General features: G+C 52.5%; 18 protein-coding genes. 9 read left to right on the forward strand and 9 right to left on the reverse strand.

The window, feature by feature from the left end:
- Nucleotides 1-113 precede the first annotated feature (113 nt).
- Nucleotides 114-1,304, forward strand: a complete 1,191-nt coding sequence (locus tag DG357_RS11330; RefSeq protein WP_088205434.1) for a cytochrome c biogenesis protein/redoxin — start codon at nt 114-116, stop codon at nt 1,302-1,304.
- A 6-nt stretch (nt 1,305-1,310) separates the two neighbouring features.
- On the opposite strand, the gene tam is transcribed toward DG357_RS11330, so the two are convergent.
- On the reverse strand, nt 1,311-2,069 hold the full coding sequence (gene tam, locus DG357_RS11335) for a trans-aconitate 2-methyltransferase (protein WP_045260523.1): 759 nt from the start codon (nt 2,067-2,069) through the stop codon (nt 1,311-1,313).
- Between the two features lie 83 nt (nt 2,070-2,152).
- On the reverse strand, nt 2,153-2,737 hold the full coding sequence (locus DG357_RS11340) for an NUDIX domain-containing protein (protein ID WP_088205435.1): 585 nt from the start codon (nt 2,735-2,737) through the stop codon (nt 2,153-2,155).
- Between the two features lie 86 nt (nt 2,738-2,823).
- Here DG357_RS11340 and DG357_RS11345 point away from each other — a divergent pair, with 86 nt between their 5' ends.
- Nucleotides 2,824-3,579, forward strand: coding sequence for a DeoR/GlpR family DNA-binding transcription regulator (locus DG357_RS11345; RefSeq protein WP_088205436.1), 756 nt, complete (start codon nt 2,824-2,826; stop codon nt 3,577-3,579).
- Between the two features lie 33 nt (nt 3,580-3,612).
- Here the strand turns inward: DG357_RS11345 and DG357_RS11350 are convergent, their stop codons facing one another.
- Nucleotides 3,613-3,984: a VOC family protein gene (locus DG357_RS11350; RefSeq protein ID WP_088205437.1), complete on the reverse strand. Its 372-nt coding sequence runs from the start codon at nt 3,982-3,984 to the stop codon at nt 3,613-3,615.
- A gap of 99 nt (nt 3,985-4,083) precedes the next feature.
- On the reverse strand, nt 4,084-4,527 hold the full coding sequence (locus tag DG357_RS11355) for a PACE efflux transporter (protein ID WP_048958800.1): 444 nt from the start codon (nt 4,525-4,527) through the stop codon (nt 4,084-4,086).
- A 381-nt stretch (nt 4,528-4,908) separates the two neighbouring features.
- Between DG357_RS11355 and DG357_RS11360 the strand changes: the two genes are divergently transcribed.
- Nucleotides 4,909-5,946 (forward strand): aldo/keto reductase, encoded by a 1,038-nt coding sequence (locus DG357_RS11360; RefSeq protein ID WP_045260527.1) that lies wholly within the window; start codon nt 4,909-4,911, stop codon nt 5,944-5,946.
- 141 nt (nt 5,947-6,087) lie between these two features.
- On the opposite strand, the gene DG357_RS11365 is transcribed toward DG357_RS11360, so the two are convergent.
- Together DG357_RS11365 and DG357_RS11370 are read right to left on the reverse strand one after the other, a co-directional pair.
- A complete protein-coding gene (locus DG357_RS11365) occupies nt 6,088-7,269 on the reverse strand; it encodes an aldo/keto reductase (protein WP_162497079.1) in 1,182 nt (393 codons plus the stop codon).
- Between the two features lie 46 nt (nt 7,270-7,315).
- Nucleotides 7,316-8,302, reverse strand: a complete 987-nt coding sequence (locus tag DG357_RS11370) for an aldo/keto reductase (protein ID WP_088205439.1) — start codon at nt 8,300-8,302, stop codon at nt 7,316-7,318.
- A 211-nt stretch (nt 8,303-8,513) separates the two neighbouring features.
- Between DG357_RS11370 and DG357_RS11375 the strand changes: the two genes are divergently transcribed.
- Nucleotides 8,514-9,422, forward strand: a complete 909-nt coding sequence (locus tag DG357_RS11375; protein ID WP_088205440.1) for a LysR family transcriptional regulator — start codon at nt 8,514-8,516, stop codon at nt 9,420-9,422.
- A 36-nt stretch (nt 9,423-9,458) separates the two neighbouring features.
- Here DG357_RS11375 and DG357_RS11380 read toward each other — a convergent pair whose 3' ends face one another.
- The gene (locus tag DG357_RS11380; RefSeq protein WP_047368561.1) at nt 9,459-10,358 is read right to left on the reverse strand and encodes a LysR family transcriptional regulator; all 900 of its coding nucleotides are present in this window, start codon (nt 10,356-10,358) and stop codon (nt 9,459-9,461) included.
- Nucleotides 10,359-10,534: 176 nt separating this feature from the next.
- Nucleotides 10,535-11,650: an alkene reductase gene (locus tag DG357_RS11385; RefSeq protein WP_456298249.1), complete on the reverse strand. Its 1,116-nt coding sequence runs from the start codon at nt 11,648-11,650 to the stop codon at nt 10,535-10,537.
- On the opposite strand from DG357_RS11385, the gene DG357_RS11390 reads away from it, so the two are divergent.
- From DG357_RS11390 to DG357_RS11410, 5 genes are all read left to right on the forward strand, one after another.
- Nucleotides 11,553-11,921, forward strand: a complete 369-nt coding sequence (locus DG357_RS11390; RefSeq protein WP_088205441.1) for an amidohydrolase family protein — start codon at nt 11,553-11,555, stop codon at nt 11,919-11,921. The two genes, DG357_RS11385 and DG357_RS11390, sit on opposite strands and share 98 nt — an antisense overlap.
- Nucleotides 11,922-12,071: 150 nt before the next feature.
- The gene (locus DG357_RS11395) at nt 12,072-12,644 is read left to right on the forward strand and encodes an NAD(P)H-dependent oxidoreductase (protein WP_088205442.1); all 573 of its coding nucleotides are present in this window, start codon (nt 12,072-12,074) and stop codon (nt 12,642-12,644) included.
- A 2-nt stretch (nt 12,645-12,646) separates the two neighbouring features.
- Nucleotides 12,647-13,666, forward strand: a complete 1,020-nt coding sequence (locus DG357_RS11400; protein WP_063438001.1) for an aldo/keto reductase — start codon at nt 12,647-12,649, stop codon at nt 13,664-13,666.
- A gap of 59 nt (nt 13,667-13,725) precedes the next feature.
- Nucleotides 13,726-14,421 (forward strand): putative quinol monooxygenase, encoded by a 696-nt coding sequence (locus DG357_RS11405; RefSeq protein WP_185860349.1) that lies wholly within the window; start codon nt 13,726-13,728, stop codon nt 14,419-14,421.
- Nucleotides 14,422-14,436: 15 nt separating this feature from the next.
- Nucleotides 14,437-15,240 carry a carboxymuconolactone decarboxylase family protein gene (locus DG357_RS11410; RefSeq protein ID WP_088205444.1) on the forward strand — a complete coding sequence of 268 codons (804 nt, stop codon included), beginning with the start codon at nt 14,437-14,439 and terminating at the stop codon, nt 15,238-15,240.
- Between the two features lie 351 nt (nt 15,241-15,591).
- Here the strand turns inward: DG357_RS11410 and yjjJ are convergent, their stop codons facing one another.
- Complete coding sequence (gene yjjJ / locus DG357_RS11415) at nt 15,592-16,896, reverse strand: type II toxin-antitoxin system HipA family toxin YjjJ (RefSeq protein WP_088205445.1); 1,305 nt, start codon at nt 16,894-16,896, stop codon at nt 15,592-15,594.
- Between the last annotated feature and the right edge of the window lie 14 nt (nt 16,897-16,910).

Raw genomic sequence — 16,910 nt, forward strand, 5'->3', positions numbered from 1 at the left:
CGTGGCCGATACAGAGCCAGACAAAAACCCACGCTTTTACACATATCCTGAACACATCCGCACGATGAAATAGCCTCACTGCAGCATCGCAGGACTTGTATTGTGAGGTGTCTATGTTTCTGATAATTGCTTTCCTGGGCGGGATGATAAGCTTGCTCAGTCCATGTACGCTCCCGGTAATTCCTCTCCTGTTCGCCGGTTTTCAGGGGCAGCGGCGACATATTCTGGCGCTGCTCGCGGGGATGATCGTCATGTTCACCCTGGTGGCGATGGTCGTCACCGTCGCCAGCGAGTGGATAGCAGAGGCAACTATCGTCGGGCGCTGGATCGCGCTTATCGTCCTGGCCACGGCCGCGCTGGCCTTAATTTTTCCGGCCTTTGCCCAGCGTATCGCCGGGCCGGCAGTCATCGCGGGAAATGTCCTCAACACCCGAAGCGGGCAAACGCGTGGTATGGCATCGGCTTTTCTGGCCGGGCTTGCCGTCGGGCTGCTCTGGTCTCCCTGCGCGGGACCGATTCTGGGCGCCATTTTCAGCATCAATATTGCCGGACACTCGGCCATTGCCACAGGAGCCTTGCTGGCCGCCTATGGTAGCGGCTGCGCGCTGATGCTGGGCCTGCTCGTTTTCGGAGGCCGCACGCTGATGACGCCGCTGAGAGCAAGATCGGCGCTGATGGAAAAATTACGTCAGGGGGCAGGCGTGGTGATGTTAGCGGCAGTCGTCTTCAACGCAACGGGGATGACGTCTGTTCTGCAAGGCGCAAACGGCGTCGCGAATCGTCTTGAAACCGCGCTGCTGAATCTGGCAAAGCCCGCCGCGCAACCGGCGAAGCTTCAACCGGTCGTCATGACCGAGCCCAGCAGCCAGCTGCCTTCATTAAGCGGTGGGACAGGGTGGGTAAATGGTGACCCTGTCACGTCTGAATCGTTGCGCGGGAAGGTGGTTCTGATCGATTTCTGGACCTGGGACTGCATTAACTGCCAGCATACGCTTCCGCACGTGCGCGACTGGGCAACAAAATACCAGTCTCAGGGCCTGGTCGTCATAGGGGTACACACGCCTGAATACCCCTGGGAGAAACCGATCGCCTCGGTGAAAAACGCGGTAAATAAATGGCAACTGCCGTACCGGGTTGTGACGGACAACAACTATCAGATCTGGAACGCTTTCGGCAACCAGTACTGGCCCGCGCACTACTATTTCGATGCTAAAGGTCAGCTACGCTATACCTCGTTTGGCGAAGGCAATTATGAGCATCAGGAAAAGGTTATCCAGCAGCTGCTCAAAGAGGCCCGTTCATAGCGCCGTTCAGGGCTGACGCTGGGCAACCATAAACAGTCGAGGAAAAGCCAGCAGTATCTGCCCGTTTTCCTGGAGCGGATACTGCTCTTCCAGCAGTTCATGGTAGCGTTTCAGGAAACGTTGCTGCTCGCTCTCGTTCAGTTCCTGAAGCCACGGGCGTAAACCGGTCGCGCTGACCCAGTCAATAATGGCCTGGTGCGAACTCATTTTATGGAAATAGGTTGTCCGCCAGATATCCACATCGCAGCCGGCCTCCGACAGGATATCGTAATACGCATGCACGCCAGGCAGCGGCTCGCGGCCACGGTCCGGGTAGCCTTGCTCCAGCGCCACTTCACGCATCGCTACATGCGTGGGCTCAAGCCAGTTATCCGGCATCTGGATCGCCAGCACGCCATTGAGCGCGAGCAGTGACGCCAGATGCGGCAGGAGATCGTAATGGTCAGGTATCCACTGTAGGGATGCGTTCGCATAGATGAGGTTCAACGGCTGGCCTGGCCTGAACTGGCGGATATCGGCCTCAACGAACTGACAGTCGGGCAGTGCGCTGCGAGCCTCTTCCAGCATAGCCGGTGAGTTATCGACGCCGACAATCTGCGCTTTTGGCCAGCGATGCTGCAACAGCGCGGTGCTGTTTCCCGGCCCGCAGCCCAAATCGGCAATGGTGGCAACGTCACTCAGGGGAATTCTGGCAAGCAGCTCGGCGGCAGGGCGCGTTCGTTCAGCGCCGTATTGCAGATAAAGCGAAGGGTTCCAGTCGGCCATCTTTAGATCTCCGTTTTGCGTGTTTCAGCAAGGATAGCACAGGCCGACACCTGCACCGGGACAGGCGTCGGACGAGCGGCAGGTTACAGAATGCCTTTCAGTGCAATATGGTAGAGCAGCATGATGGTTTTTCCGTCGACGATTTTGCCCGTATCAATTCCCCGCAATGCCTCTTCAAAGGGCATTTCCAGCACGTCGATATCTTCTCCCTCCGCTTTGATACCGCCGCCTGCGCTGGTTTTGTCCTTCGGCTGATACTCGGCAAGATAGAAATAGAGTTTCTCCGTGACGGAGCCTGGGCTCATGTAGGCTTCAAAGATTTTCTGCACGCTCGACACGTTAAACCCGGTCTCTTCTTCCGCCTCTGCTTTAATGCGGCTTTCCGGATCCATGTTATCAAGCAGACCGGCCGCCGCCTCAATCAGATTGTCCTTATGGCCATTTATGAAGACTGGGAAGCGGAACTGGCGGGTCAGAATCACCGTTTTTTGGTCACGGTTGTAGAGCAGGATCGTGGCGCCGTTCCCCCGGTCATATACTTCACGCGTTTGCCGCTGCCATTCGCCATCGCGTCTTTGCAGGTCAAAGGTATATTTTTTAAGTAAGTACCAGTTATCGGACAGGGTTTCACTGTCAATGATGCGCACATCTGCACGTTTTGATTGCACGTTTTGTCCTCCTTACGTAGAGTAACTATCAATATCAGCATTATCGTGCATTTTCAAGATTAAACATGCAACATCAGGAATACATCATGCTCACCAGTCAGCGAAAACAGTTGATCCTTGAAAAGCTCGGCGCCGAAGGACAGGTCCAGTCTAAAGCACTTAGCGTTCTCTTCGACGTCTCTGAAGACACCATCCGACGCGATTTGCGCGAGTTGGCGGCAGAAGGGCGTTTACAGCGGGTTCACGGCGGCGCGCTGCCGTCGTCTTCCGCTACTGTGCCTTTCGCGGAACGACAGTCCGTTAAAATGGATGCCAAAAGAAAGGTGGCGCAGAAGGGGGCACAGCTGATTTCTTCGGGCCAGGTGGTGATCGTTGACGGTGGAACGACCACCTCAGAATTGATCGCTTTTTTACCGCGTGACCTTCGTATTACCGTGGTGACGCACAGTCCGAGCATTGCCCTGGGGCTTGTTAATCATCCTTTTATTGAGGTGATTCTGATCGGCGGCCGTTTGTATAAACACTCGATTGTCGCCGTCGGCGCGGCGGCCATCGAAGGAATCGAAAACATTCATGCGGATCTGTTCTTTATGGGCGTGACCGGTATCCATCCGGAAGCAGGGCTGACGACCGGAGATTTCGAAGAGGCGTGCATCAAACGTGCATTTTCCGGCAGAGCCGCCGAGACGGTTGTCCTGGCGTCGCCGGAAAAAATAAATACGGCGTCATCATTTGTTATTGGCGATGTGGCGCTGGCGAATACGATTGTCGTCGAAGGCGATACCGACCGCGGCTGGGTCAATGCTTTATCGGAAAAAGGGGTATCGGTCGTATTGGCCTGAGCGTGAGCCAGCCAGAAAACTGGCTGGCGCGGGTTATCTTTCTTCGGGGGCATGGCATACCGCTTCGATATTATGACCATCAGGCGCAATGACAAATGCGGCATAGTAATTTTTACCGTAGGAGCGCAATCCCGGTGCGCCATTGTCGCGTCCGCCTGCGCGCAGCGCGGCATGGTAAAAGTCATCAACCTGCTGGCGTGTCGTGGCCACAAAGGCCAGATGAAGCGGAGCGGGTTTATCATTCGACTGAAAAAGGCAAAGAGAAACATCGCCGGAACTCATTTCGACGCCATAGTAAGGAGAGCCTTCATCGACGAGTTCGACACCGAGCGGTTGAAGCGACATGAGGAAGAAGGTTTTACTTTTCTCATAATCGCTGACGCCGAATTTTACATGATCAAACATTATGGACTCCTCAAAAGTGATGGTGAAATGAGAAGTATAGAAAGAGAGTGGAGTCCAACACGATCAAGGGGTTGCGAATGTGACCGATATCAATACTCGCTACACAGCAGACCGTTTACTCCCTACGAATGTCCAACGCAGATAATCATAGAGCCAGTTAAAAAGCATCGTGTATGGCAGGAAAAACAGTACAAGGCCAATCTCAACAAAAAATGCCTCCGCGATCGTTAAATTCAGCATGAACATGGCCACAGGGATTAAGGAGATGATAAGGCCCGTTTCAAACCCAACTGCATGGATGGCGCGAACGAGAAACGTTCGTTGAAACTGATGTTTTTTCTGAAGGGCGTCAAAGAGCTTATTGAAGAAAAAATTCCAGACCGTTGCGGTAAGTGCAGATATCACCGACAACGAACCCGACTGGAGTACCGAAACGTTCATCAGCCACGCAAGAGACAGAGCGATGATAACGTTGGCCGTCACTTCAAAAATGACAGCGTGGAAAATCCTTTCTTTAAAGCTTTTATTGAGTTCGATTTCCATAGTCTACAGCAGCGGTGGTCAAAGCCAGGAGTATATCAAACGTCTTTTAACATTGGATAAACGTAGAGGTTGGGATTTGACAAGCTTTCAATGAACCGGGGCAATCACGACCGTAGAAAGGCAGATTTTGACTGGCATTACATTGGTGCGCATAATGTATATTATGTTAAATAAGAATGTTGCCGTGCCTCAGGAGGTATCCCTCCTCAGTCTTGAGGATTCACCGTTGGCCACGCAGTTTGTATGTAAAACCCACTGACGATTACGCCCATCTGTGAAAAAAACTCATAACACCATTCGATGGCGCATGCTGGTTCCCTTCATGTCAGTGCAATACCCTTTCACATACAGAATTGCTGGCAATAAAAGAAGGAACACAGAATGAAGTATGTGAATCTGGGTCGTAGCGGTTTGCAAGTCTCCCGTCTTTGTCTCGGTTGTATGAGCTATGGTGAACCTGAACGCTTGCCTCAACCCTGGTCCCTGGATGAAAAGGCGTCACGTCCGCTCATTCGTCAGGCGCTTGAAGCGGGCATTAATTTTTTTGATACCGCGAATATCTACTCGGGCGGAAGTTCTGAAGAGATCACTGGAAAAGCGCTGAGAGAAATGGCCAGACGCGATGAGATCGTTGTGGCGACAAAGACCTTCTTTCCGTGGCGCAACTCCCCCAATACCGGGTTTCTTTCCCGCAAGGCCATTTTTCAGTCTATTGACGATAGCCTGATGCGCTTAGGCATGGATTACGTGGATCTCTTTCAGATTCACCGCTTTGACCACTCCACGCCTGTTGAAGAGACCATGGAGGCTCTGCATGACCTCGTTAAATCAGGAAAAGTACGTTACATCGGCGCATCATCTATGGAAGCCTGGCGCTTTGCAAAAATGCAGCATACGGCAGAGCGTAACGGCTGGACCCGATTTATTACGATGCAACCGCAATACAACCTGCTTTACCGGGAAGAAGAGCGCGAGATGCTGCCCCTGTGTGAAGACCAGGGCGTTGGTGTGATCCCCTGGAGTCCGATGGCACGCGGCAGGCTCACGCGCGACTGGAGTGTCACGTCCCGACGAACGCAAAACGATGCCTTTGCGTTAAAAATGTATGAGAACGCAGCCCTTCTGGATAAGCCCGTTATAGATGTTGTTGCCAGCATTGCTGAAAAGCACCATGTGCCAAGAGCCCATGTTGCAATTGCCTGGTTGCTATCAAAAACAGTCATCACAGCACCGATCATCGGCGCGACGAAACCAGAACATCTTTCCACGGCTATCAGCGCACTGGACTTTTCACTTAGCGATGCCGAAATCATGGAACTCGAGGCACGCTATCTGCCGCACCCCGTCGACGGGATCATTCCTCCGCTTCCGGATACGCCACCTTCACTCACGCCGCCTTCAGCAATACAGGACTGTTAATGCCCTACCCTGGCCCGGCGTTGGTTCGGGCCCGCTGTTGGTGACAATGAACAACTCTTGATGTCCGGGTCGGATCGCCAGACAGGGAGACTTTACCTACAGTCTCCCTGTGACAGTAAGTATAAAGGTGGCCATCACCGTTTAACTTTTATCAAACTGACTTTCGGTAAACGGATCTGCGCGACCACCCTGCAATGGGATCCTGGCAAGCGCTGCATCGATTTCGCGTAACTCGCTGTCCGTCAACCGGACTTGCGGTGCACCGCTATTTTCTATCAGGTGCGGATATTGCGTCGTACCCGGGATGGGGACAATCCATGGCCGTTGTGCCATCACCCAGGCCAGCGCGAACTGAACCGGAGTGGTGTTTTTGCGGCGGGCCCACGATTGCGCAAATTCAAGCAGTACCATGTTTTTGGCCAGGGCATCGGGCTGGAAGCGTGGCAGGTTATGCCGCCGATCTGTGCTGTCGAACCGCTGATCTGGATTGACTGCCCCGGCAAGGAAACTCCGGGCGGTCGGGCAGTAAGGTACAAAGCCGATACCCAGCTCTTCGAGCGTTGGAAATATCCGCGTCTCCGGTTCACGCCACCACATGGCATACTCACTCTGTACTGCAGTCACAGGGAGTACCGCATGTGCGCGGCGGATTGTCCTGGCACTCGCTTCCGACAATCCCCAGTGTTTCACTTTACCCTCCTGGATCAACGCCTTCACGGTTTCCGCCACATCCTCAATCGGCACATTCGGATCGGGGCGATGCTGATAAAGAAGATCGATATGGTCCGTTTTCAGACGCTTCAGCGAGCCCTCTACGGCACGGCGAATATGGTCAGGATGGCTGTTGAGTGAGGTTGGCTTCCCCTCCTCCACGCCGAAACCGAACTTAGTGGCAATCACCACACGATCGCGAACGGGGGCCAGTGCTTCCCCGACAAATTCTTCACTGAGATGGGGGCCATACACCTCGGCAGTATCAAAGAACGTAATGCCTTGTTCGAAGGCGGCCCGGATGAGCGAAACCATGGCTTTACGATCGCGCGGACCACCGCCGTAATACCCCACCATAGGCAGACACCCGAGTCCCATGCTTGAAACCTCCAGCGAGCCGAGTTTACGCGTGGTTAAGGTCTCCTTCTGGACGGGAACAGCACCCGAAGGGGCGCCCGACGTGTCCTGACCAGCCGGTTTAGCCATCACTGCTCCGCTCCTGCCAAGGGTGGTGGCGGCCAACGCCAGACCGGCGCCGGCGATCAGAAAATTGCGACGATCCCGGGAAGCGGGTACGGAAGCAGAATGCTGGTCATGCATCATCTTGCTCATAAACTGGAACTCCCTATAGCGAAGAAAGGATTCATTAATTTGGTCATTACCAGGCATAAGCCTGGGGCGCTTCTCCCCCGGGTCCGGGCCAGATTTCGTCGAGACAGCTCATGGTGTCGTCTGATAGCGTGATTGTCGTTGCGTGAAGCGCCTCCCGGAGTTGCTCGACCGTACGAGGCCCGATAAGTGGCGCAGTAACGACAGGATTCTGCAGGAGCCACGCAAGCGCCACATCGGAAGGGGTTTCGCCGAGGTCCTCACATAATCCTTCGTAGGCTTCCAGCTGCGGACGATACTGTTCGATTAGACGGGCAAACGCGGGCCTCGCACGGCGCCCGCTGGCCATCTTTTTCAGTACGCCGCCAAGCAACCCTCCGGCAAGTGGACTCCAGGGAATCAGTCCCAGGCCAAAATGACGGCATGCGGGAATGACCTCCAGCTCAACAGTTCGGGCAGTCAGATTGTAGAGACTTTGCTCAGCAACCAGGCCCAGGAAATGGCGGGCCGTGGCCACTGACTGCGCAGTCGCAATGTCCCAGCCTGCGAAATTGCTGCTACCGATATAAAGCACTTTTCCCTGCTGAACAAGGAGCTCCATGGCCTGCCAGACCTCTTCCCATGGTGTATAACGATCGATGTGATGCATCTGATAGATGTCAATATGGTCGGTCTTAAGCCGTCGCAAACTGTCCTCGCAGGCCTTGCGAATATGATAAGCAGAAAGACGGCGATCGTTCGGACCCGGTCCCATAGGCTGATAGGCTTTCGTCGCCAGAACGATACGGTCACGGTGGCCACCCTGCTGGAGCCAGCGACCAATAATCTCTTCAGACAGCCCCGAACCTTGCTGGATATCGGGTGATTGCTCGGTGCCATACACGTCTGCTGTATCAATGAAATTGATACCCGCCTCAAGCGCTTCATCCAGAATGCGGGCGCTGGTTTTCTCGTCGGTGACGTCACCAAAATTCATGGTTCCGAGACAAAGGCGGCTGACTTTCAGGCCGGTGCGGCCAAGATGCGTATAGTTCATACACGGCTCCGTTAGGTGAATGTTCCGCCCTGACTGACGGCCAGAGCGCATAATTTTCAAGAATAACGAAGCACAATGTGTTCAGTGAGAGGCGATGGGTGGATGGACTTGTGAAAAAAATTCAGCAACGGATTAGCCCTGGTCGGTCTATGGTGTATATCATTTCCGTATCAACGCATTCGGCCTTAACGCACAAGGAAAACGATTCTGTATGCAAATAAGCAGAGCTGATGTCGCCGATCTCATTTATTTCATGGCTATTGCACGTCATCGCAGTTTCAGCCGTGCGGCGATTGAATTAGGTGTCAGTGCATCAGCGCTTAGTCATGCCCTGAAGGGACTGGAAACCCGGCTCGGGGTTCGCCTCCTTAATCGCACGACCAAGAGCGTTACCCCTACGGCTGCAGGTGAAGAACTGGTTCAGTCTGTTCTTCAGCCTTTCGACAAGATAGAAGGCGCGCTTGAATCGCTTAACCGGTATCGTAATACGCCTACCGGGCGTATCCGCATCAATGCAGCCGTTGAAGCGGCCAATCTTTTGCTTGCGCCGGTTATGCCCGCGTTTATGGATCGCTATCCCGATATTGAAATCGATATTGTGGCCAGCAACCGTATGGTTGACGTCACTGATGCGGGCTTCGATGCCGGTATCCGCTATGGTGGCACCGTCCCGGAAGACATGGTTGCCCGGCGTTTATCTGCCGATATTCGCTGGGTTATCGCCGCATCCCCCGACTACCTTGAACGTTACGGAACGCCTGAACATACGGATGATTTGTTACACCATCGCTGTATAAGCAATCGTCTCGGCGACGATCGGATTTATCGCTGGGAACTTGAGCGAGATGGCGAAACGTACCAAATCACTGTGCCTGGCTCAGTGACGGTCAACCAGGCTGAAACGGGTCTTGTGGCCGTATTAGGCGGGGCCGGCCTGATGTATTTTCCGGAGCCTCTTGTTGCACCCTATGTGAAGGATGGACGGCTCCGCCTGGTGCTTACGGAATGGTCCCCGCTGGAGGAAGGTTTTTATATCTATTATTCAAGCCGCCGGCAACTGCCAACCGGGCTTCGCCTTCTGATTGAGTTCATACAGGAGGCCAGGCCGCTGGGGTTGTGAAATAGCGCTTCCATACGGGACGATGCGTTATCGTCTTTATCGCCCCGTAGCGGATATCAGAAAATCAATCAGGGCCTTCACTCTTTTCGTTTTACCCGCGTTTTTGGGATAATAGAGATACACTGGCGGGTAGGTTTTCCAGTAGCTCTCCATCACGGGTATAAAGCGCTCCCTGTCCGGCTGTAACTGCCAGATGGGTTCAAACAAACGTCCAATTCCCAGGCCGTTACGGATCCCGTCTGCCATAACGTCAATATCGTTGCTGATTAACTGTCCGGGCATCTCAACCGTCAACTGCTCTCCGCGATCGTTCAGAATCAACGGAAGGATGCGGTTGTTAGTAATAAAACGGTAGCCAATCAGCTTGTGTTGACTGAGATCTGACGGCACCTCAGGCGTTCCATGCTCGCTGAGATAGGCTGAGGATGCATATAACCCTTCACGAAAGGGTTTCATTAACGGCCGCGCTACCACCCCACCCTCGAGGATATCGCCAAAACGGATCCCAAGATCAAAACGCTCTTCGATAACATTCACAGTACCGTCGTAAACCGAAATTTCCAGCTGTATACCCGGATATTGCTGACAGAATTTCGCCATTGCAGGCTTAAGAATTAACAGATAGGCAAAACGCGAGAGCGTGATTCGCACGATACCAGAGGGCTCCTGATTCTGGTCGCGAATGCTTTCAAGCGAATTTTCCAGCGACTCCACCGCCGCAGCGGTCTGTTCCAGCAACAGCTGCCCGGTTTCCGTCAGCTCAATACGGCGGGTCGTACGCACAAAAAGCGGATGGCCAATATGATCTTCCAGCAGCTTAAGCGCATTGCTGACGGAGGGAGGCGTAATTTCCAGTTTTCTTGCGGCTGCCGAAATATTGCCCTCACGTGCAATGCTCTGAAAGATCCGTATCTGGTTATACAGGGCGTTATTCATAATGTGTTCCTTAAGCAATTACTGCTTAATTATTAACTACAGCCTAAAGATGCTTAAGTCAATAATATCCCTTTAGTTCGTTTTTACTGATGCTGCGATCCACTGTTAACCACGTATTTTGAAATACACCTGTACTCATTCAGATGACATTCACGGCACAGAATGGATTAAGGTATTTATGTTTTTTTACTTTTGTTTAGTGCGGGATAGTCAGTGTAGCCCACCGCATCGTTCTGTCCCGGCGCATAGAAGGTTGCAGGGTCCGGAACGTTAAGATCGCTGCCGCACGCAAATCTTGCGGGTAAATCGGGATTGGCAATAAATGGAACACCATAGGCGATGAGATCGGCCTCACCCTTGTTAATTGCATCCTCACCGGTCTGAGCATCATATCCACCATTCAGAATAAATGTTCGCGAGAAACACTGACGAAGATAAGGTGCAATTCGCTGTGAACCTGCCACCGGAGCATCGGGCCCGGCAATACCTTCGGTTACGTGAAGGTAGGCGATGCCAATAGCGTCGAGTTGAGTCGCTAAATAACTGAATGTTTCAACCGGCGAAGAATCAGACATACCATGTAGCGACATGTTTGGACCAACCCTGAAACCAACGCGATCGGCGCCGAGCACTTCGCTCACTGCACTGACGACTTCCAGAGGAAAACGTGCACGGTTTATAATAGTCCCACCATAATGATCTTCTCGTTTGTTAGAACCGTCACGAAGGAACTGGTCAAGGAGATATCCTGAACTACCATGTATTTCTACTCCATCGAAACCGGCTTCAGAAGCTTTTTCAGCACCCTGACGAAACTGTGAGACGACATCGGCGATTTCACTTGTTAAAAGCGCGCGAGGGACAGGAGTTTGTGCTATTCCATTAGACGTAAAAACGTCTGCCTCTGCATTAATTGCAGATGGGGCAACCGGAAGGACACCATCATGGAACTCAGGATGCGAAACGCGTCCGACATGCCACAGTTGCGCAAAAATAATTCCCCCGGCTTCATGAACTGCATCTGTTACGCGACGCCATGCCTCAACCTGAGCGAGGGAATATATTCCCGGTGTTCTTATATATCCGGTACCTTGACGGCTAACCTGCGTAGCTTCAGATATTATCAACCCTGCCTGCGCCCGCTGCGCATAGTAAACAGGAGCCAGAGGAGCCGGGATCCATTTGTTACGGCTGATGTTATCGGGCGCATTTGATAAATATCCCCACCTGCAGGTAATCAGTGGCCACTGGGGGGAGATGCTACCCTTCTGGCTGCAGCGTCTTGATGACAGCCTTCCGCTGGCTGCAACGGGTCTGTCACGCACGCTAACGAGAACCTTCCAGGAACACGTTTACGTTACCCCGTCAGGTATGCTGACACTGCCGCACTTCCAGTTTATCTACGCGTTAATGGGGGCAGACAGGATCCTGTTCTCCGTTGATTACCCCTATCAGACCCTCGACGGTGTAAAAACATTTATCGACAGTCTGCCCGTCAACAAGGCTGAAAAAGAGGCCATCGCGTTTCGCAATGCGGAACGTTTACTGGGCATCATGGCGTAGTTCACGGGTTCATGATGACCGGGCACAATGAGAACAGTCGACCATTATTAGTTTTTGTCTAAAAGTGAATGAGCCTTTACTGCTCTAAAAAAAATAATGGTGTCACTCTATACTGGACTAAAAATTCACCAGCCTCTTTAACGTATTGAAATGAAAAATATCCTTGTTATTTCAGGTCATCCTGAGCTGAACCATTCCGTCGCTAACGCCACTATCCTTGATGAAGTGGCGACCGCCCTTCCCGATGCTGAAATTCGTCGTCTGGACTGGCTCTATCCGGACGGCAAATTCAATATCGCGGCGGAGCAGGAAAGTCTGCTCAGGGCCGATGTGATTGTCTGGCAGTTTCCTTTTTCCTGGTATGGGCTGCCCGGGTTAATGAAACAATGGCTGGACGAGGTCTTTGTCCACGGCTTCGCGCATGGCTCAGCGGCGAAACTGGGCGGTAAAAAGCTGCTCCTCTCCTTCACTACAGGGGCGCCACAGGCGCTCTATACCGCTGACGGTTTCTTTGGCCATGCCATTGAAGAGTATCTTATTCCGTTCGAGACCACGGCAAGACTGTGCAATCTTGAGCTGCTGGCGCCGGTTTATACCTGCGGTATCAGCTATGCAGACCGGGATGTCGACAAAATCGCGCAGCAAAAAACGCTTGCCCGGGAACACGCTTCAAGGCTTGTCGATCTGCTCAATTCCGTCGTGAATAATCCAGAGGGAGAATAACGATGCAGTATACCCGGCTCGGTAAAAGTGACTTACTGGTCTCCCGCATCTGTATGGGATGTATGGGGTTTGGCGACCCGTTAACGGGCCAGCATCGCTGGACGCTGGACGAAACAGCAAGCCGGGACATCATCCGCTACGGTCTCGAAAAGGGTATCAATTTTTACGATACCGCCATCGCCTATCAGAACGGCTCCAGCGAGCGATACGTTGGCCGGGCGCTGCGGGAGATGGCAAAACGCGAGGACGTGGTGCTGGCCACCAAGTTTCTGCCACGAACCGCCGCGCAAATTGCCGCGGGGATCGGCGGAAAAGAGGCAATAGCCCGATCGCTCGACCAGAGCCTGCAGAATCTTGGGATGGACTACATCGACCTCTACATCTACCACATCTGGGATTACAACACGCCAGTTATTGAGGTGCTTGAAGCGCTGCATGCCGCCGTTACTGCGGGCAAAGTGCGCGCTATTGGTATTTCCAATTGCTATGCCTGGCAGCTGGCGAAAGCGAACGCGCTTGCCGAACGCGAAGGGCTGACGCCCTTTGTTTCCGTGCAAAGCCACTACAACCTGATTATGCGTGAAGATGAACGAGAGCTCTTCGGTCTGTGCGCTGAAGATGATATCGCCATGACCCCCTATAGCGCGCTGGCCAGCGGTCGTCTCGCCCGGAAAGAAGGCCACACGCGGCGAGCCGCGGAGGATGATTATGCGCGCGGGAAGTATGACAGCACGGCTGAACAGGATCGGATCATTATCGAGCGCGTCGCCGAACTTGCTGAACGACATCAGGTGTCCATGACGGAAATCTCACTCGCCTGGCTGCTGACAAAGGTCACGTCACCTGTCGTAGGGGCCACAAAAAAAGATCACGTTGATGGCGCGGTAAACGCCGTAAATCTTCAACTGAGCCTTGAGGAAATCCGGTTTCTGGAAGAAACCTACCAGCCGCACGTTCTGACGGGGATTATGGCGCAAAACACGCCGCAAACGAAAGACGTTAAGCAGGTCTGGACGCGGTAGCAAACAGTCATTTCAGTAAAAGGATCAACGTGAAAAAGCCCCTTATGCTTTTAATTTGCATGCTAATAAGCACCTCTGTCTTTGCAACAAAACCGGACGCACCGGATAAGGTAGTGATGAATATCTTTGAGCTCGGCGTCAGACCCGATCGGGACAAAGAGTTTGAAGACGTGGCCAGGCAGACGATTTCCGCTTCGGTTGATCATGAAGCAGGTACGCTGGCGATGTACGCCCTGCAACGAAGCGACAATCCACGTAAGGCATTCATGGTCGAACTCTATGAAAACGAGAGTGCTTACCGCAAACATCTGAATGCCGAACCATACAAGGCATTCGCTGCCCGGGCACCTGACATTATCGATCGGAAAAATAAAATCACTCTGGAGCCACAGTTTCTGGGCGACAAACACATCATACCGAATGAGCGAACCATTAATAATCTGGTGATCGTCGAGGTAAAGCCTGAATTTCAGACCGAATTTAAAAACATCGTCCTTCCTGAAATGGCCGAGTCGCTCAAAGTAGAGAAAGGCGTGTTAGCCATGTATGCCGCTACAGACTCACAGAGTCCGAACCGCTGGTATTTCTATGAGATTTACGCCAGTGAGGAGGATTATCAACTGCACCGACAAACGCCGCACTTCCTGGACTATCTCAGGCAAACGGCGCATATGAGCGCCAGGAAGGACGCTATCCCGGTAAAACCGGTATTTCTTCGTAACAAAGGCGGAATCAAACAGGATCCGCACCGTTGACCAGTGAGGATTAACATGAAAAGCGTAATTGCAGCGGCGGCCATGTCGCTTGTTATTTCTGATTTTGCTAATGCTGAGGAAACAAGAGGTAAAGCGATGATGAAAATTGAACCTTCAGCGATTCCTGAAGCTGATATTCGTTCTGTCTCACCGGCTCTTGCGCGCTTTGGTCGAGAAGCGATTACTGAAGATCTGTGGACACGCGATGCCCTCTCGCCCAGAGATCGTAGTATGGTGACCGTCGCCATGCTGATTGCCCGTAACCAGCCTGCCGAGCTTAAGCACTATATTGACGTCGCTCTCGATAGCGGCGTGACGCCAGCGGAATTATCAGAAATCATTACCCATCTGGCGTTCTACTCAGGTTGGCCAAATGCCATGTCAGCCGTCAGCGTGACCAAAGCAGTATTTGAAACTCGTGGCGTCACGGCAGATGCACTTCCTGAAGCTTCTCCGGACCTGCTTCCTCTCAATCATGAAGCAGAAAAGCAGCGTTCAGAGACAGTGGAAAAAAATGTAGGCCCAATATCTCCAGGCCTGGTTAAATTTACTGCTGACCCACTGTTCCTGGATCTCTGGCAAAGACCCGCGCTGAAACCCCGCGACAGAAGCCTGATTACGGTCAGCGCGTTAATCGCATCCGGGCAGAGTGCGCAGATTGGCTATCACCTCAACAGAGCGATGGATAATGGACTTTCTGCTGAGGAAGCTGGGGAGATCGTTACCCAAGCCGCGTTTTACGCTGGCTGGCCAAACGCATTTACCGCTGCTCCTGTTGTCGGAGAGGTATTAAGCAATCGCTCATCGAGTAAAAGGTAATATTACTGAACACTAAAACCTGACGCACATCACAAAATTAGAACGAACAGTTCATGAACCAACAGGCGTAACATCGAGTGATTTATGGACAGCGTTTAACACAGTTATGAACCAAAACTGAGTTCATAACTGTGAGTTTGAATCGCCATTTGATTAATATCCATTTAAAACAGTTTGTTATACTGTTTCTGGTGCTGAAGTAAATTATGTATATCCCTCAAACCCAGAATAATTAAATGAGATATTGATGCCACATATCTTTCCTTGCCTATAACCAACATGTCATCAATTCCTGCCCTCTTGCTGCAACCTGCTAAAAATCCCAGCATACCCAGGCGGGATTCAAGTCCATTATCCCAGACGTGATATCCTCGACCTCGCCTCGTCAAGATGTGCGCGTAACGCCGTCATGCATGGTGTAAAGCTGGCAGAGAAACGTTCGCAACCGCTGACTAAAGCAAAAAAGCGTTCAGCCAGTTCCAGAGCTTCATGCCAGATCTCTCCCTCTATCGCATTAAGTAGCGATGCCGGACGAAGCGTATTCACAATCTCACCACCTGACTTAGGCGCGAATCCCATGGGCAAAATGTCATAGGCCGGCGCAAGATGATATGGACGACCATGCGCACTGATAAAGGACAGATTACCGTGGTGCATGTCGGTATTACCGATCAGCATACCAAACGCCCAGAGCCGTGCCGTTCCGGTCACTGCATCAGGGTGAACGCAGCCCTGCTTTACCAGCTCATTAACCAGAACAGGCCACGCCTCTCTCGCACGGCCTACAAACTCCGCCTCGAGAGCTCGCAAAGAAAAAAGCCCCTTACGCCCAAGCAGTCCTGTGCGATCGAAGCGCGGAATTTCAAGAAAACGCCGTCCACCGAAATCAAATACCTCTGTTTCGACACCAAGCACGTTTAAAGCAAGATGTTCGGCGAGTAACAAATCTCGCCAGCGCTCACTGACGGGATTTTCGTCCGCGGCTGTAAATTTGACTATGACGTGGCCACGTTCTGTATAGGTGCAAAATTTTGGTTGCTCGCCGCCAGCAGACGAACCCGGAACATCTCCGGAACTTACGGCCAGAGCCAAAGACGGGTATGCCGTGGCCCTGTCCACTGCAACAGGCAACGGCATCTCCACGAAATGATTTCGTGCCTGTTCTCCAATTAACAGATTTCCAACCGCATCGTGCCCATGCGCCAGCAAGGCCCTGATAACATCAGAGTCACTCCAGATCTCTGGATTTGCCGGCAGGCCAAGTTCGGATGAGAATCGGGATGCATACGCGCGGCCAAGATATCCCTGAGGCCGCATATCAAACAACCACCACGGCAGCCCATCGCTATGGAGACAAACATTGTCCGTTTGTTCCATCACAAATCCATCGGGATAAACCGGAATGAGCCGTCCAAGCGGTTTGACCTGCCCCTCTTCAGTTATGCGATATATGGGTGCCGAACTGAACCCACGAAACGGGTCTCGCAGCACATAGTGAATAGATGGACCTGAGCCAATGCGTACAACCTCATCACCCAGTGTTTTTATCGCTCTGGAGATGGTTGGCTGACTAATCCCCATAACATCAGTAAGTTGCCTTACTGATGTTGGGCCTTGTCTCAGCAACTGTCGTATCGTCTCGGACCGGTTTGTCATGAAGATGAATCACT

The sequence above is a fragment of the Enterobacter bugandensis genome (genome assembly GCF_900324475.1).
Lineage (GTDB): Bacteria > Pseudomonadota > Gammaproteobacteria > Enterobacterales > Enterobacteriaceae > Enterobacter > Enterobacter bugandensis.

Bases quoted from the DNA above. Each gene is read 5' to 3' on its own strand.
- DG357_RS11360 (WP_045260527.1), top strand. From the start codon at position 4,909: ATGAAGTATGTGAATCTGGGTCGTAGCGGTTTGCAAGTCTCCCGTCTT.
- tam (WP_045260523.1), bottom strand. From the start codon at position 2,069: ATGGCCGACTGGAACCCTTCGCTTTATCTGCAATACGGCGCTGAACGA.
- DG357_RS11355 (WP_048958800.1), bottom strand. From the start codon at position 4,527: ATGGAAATCGAACTCAATAAAAGCTTTAAAGAAAGGATTTTCCACGCT.
- DG357_RS11395 (WP_088205442.1), top strand. From the start codon at position 12,072: ATGAAAAATATCCTTGTTATTTCAGGTCATCCTGAGCTGAACCATTCC.
- DG357_RS11350 (WP_088205437.1), bottom strand. From the start codon at position 3,984: ATGTTTGATCATGTAAAATTCGGCGTCAGCGATTATGAGAAAAGTAAA.
- DG357_RS11410 (WP_088205444.1), top strand. From the start codon at position 14,437: ATGAAAAGCGTAATTGCAGCGGCGGCCATGTCGCTTGTTATTTCTGAT.
- DG357_RS11365 (WP_162497079.1), bottom strand. From the start codon at position 7,269: ATGAGCAAGATGATGCATGACCAGCATTCTGCTTCCGTACCCGCTTCC.
- DG357_RS11345 (WP_088205436.1), top strand. From the start codon at position 2,824: ATGCTCACCAGTCAGCGAAAACAGTTGATCCTTGAAAAGCTCGGCGCC.
- DG357_RS11405 (WP_185860349.1), top strand. From the start codon at position 13,726: ATGCTAATAAGCACCTCTGTCTTTGCAACAAAACCGGACGCACCGGAT.
- DG357_RS11370 (WP_088205439.1), bottom strand. From the start codon at position 8,302: ATGAACTATACGCATCTTGGCCGCACCGGCCTGAAAGTCAGCCGCCTT.
- DG357_RS11330 (WP_088205434.1), top strand. From the start codon at position 114: ATGTTTCTGATAATTGCTTTCCTGGGCGGGATGATAAGCTTGCTCAGT.
- DG357_RS11380 (WP_047368561.1), bottom strand. From the start codon at position 10,358: ATGAATAACGCCCTGTATAACCAGATACGGATCTTTCAGAGCATTGCA.
- DG357_RS11400 (WP_063438001.1), top strand. From the start codon at position 12,647: ATGCAGTATACCCGGCTCGGTAAAAGTGACTTACTGGTCTCCCGCATC.
- DG357_RS11390 (WP_088205441.1), top strand. From the start codon at position 11,553: ATGTTATCGGGCGCATTTGATAAATATCCCCACCTGCAGGTAATCAGT.
- DG357_RS11375 (WP_088205440.1), top strand. From the start codon at position 8,514: ATGCAAATAAGCAGAGCTGATGTCGCCGATCTCATTTATTTCATGGCT.
- yjjJ (WP_088205445.1), bottom strand. From the start codon at position 16,896: ATGACAAACCGGTCCGAGACGATACGACAGTTGCTGAGACAAGGCCCA.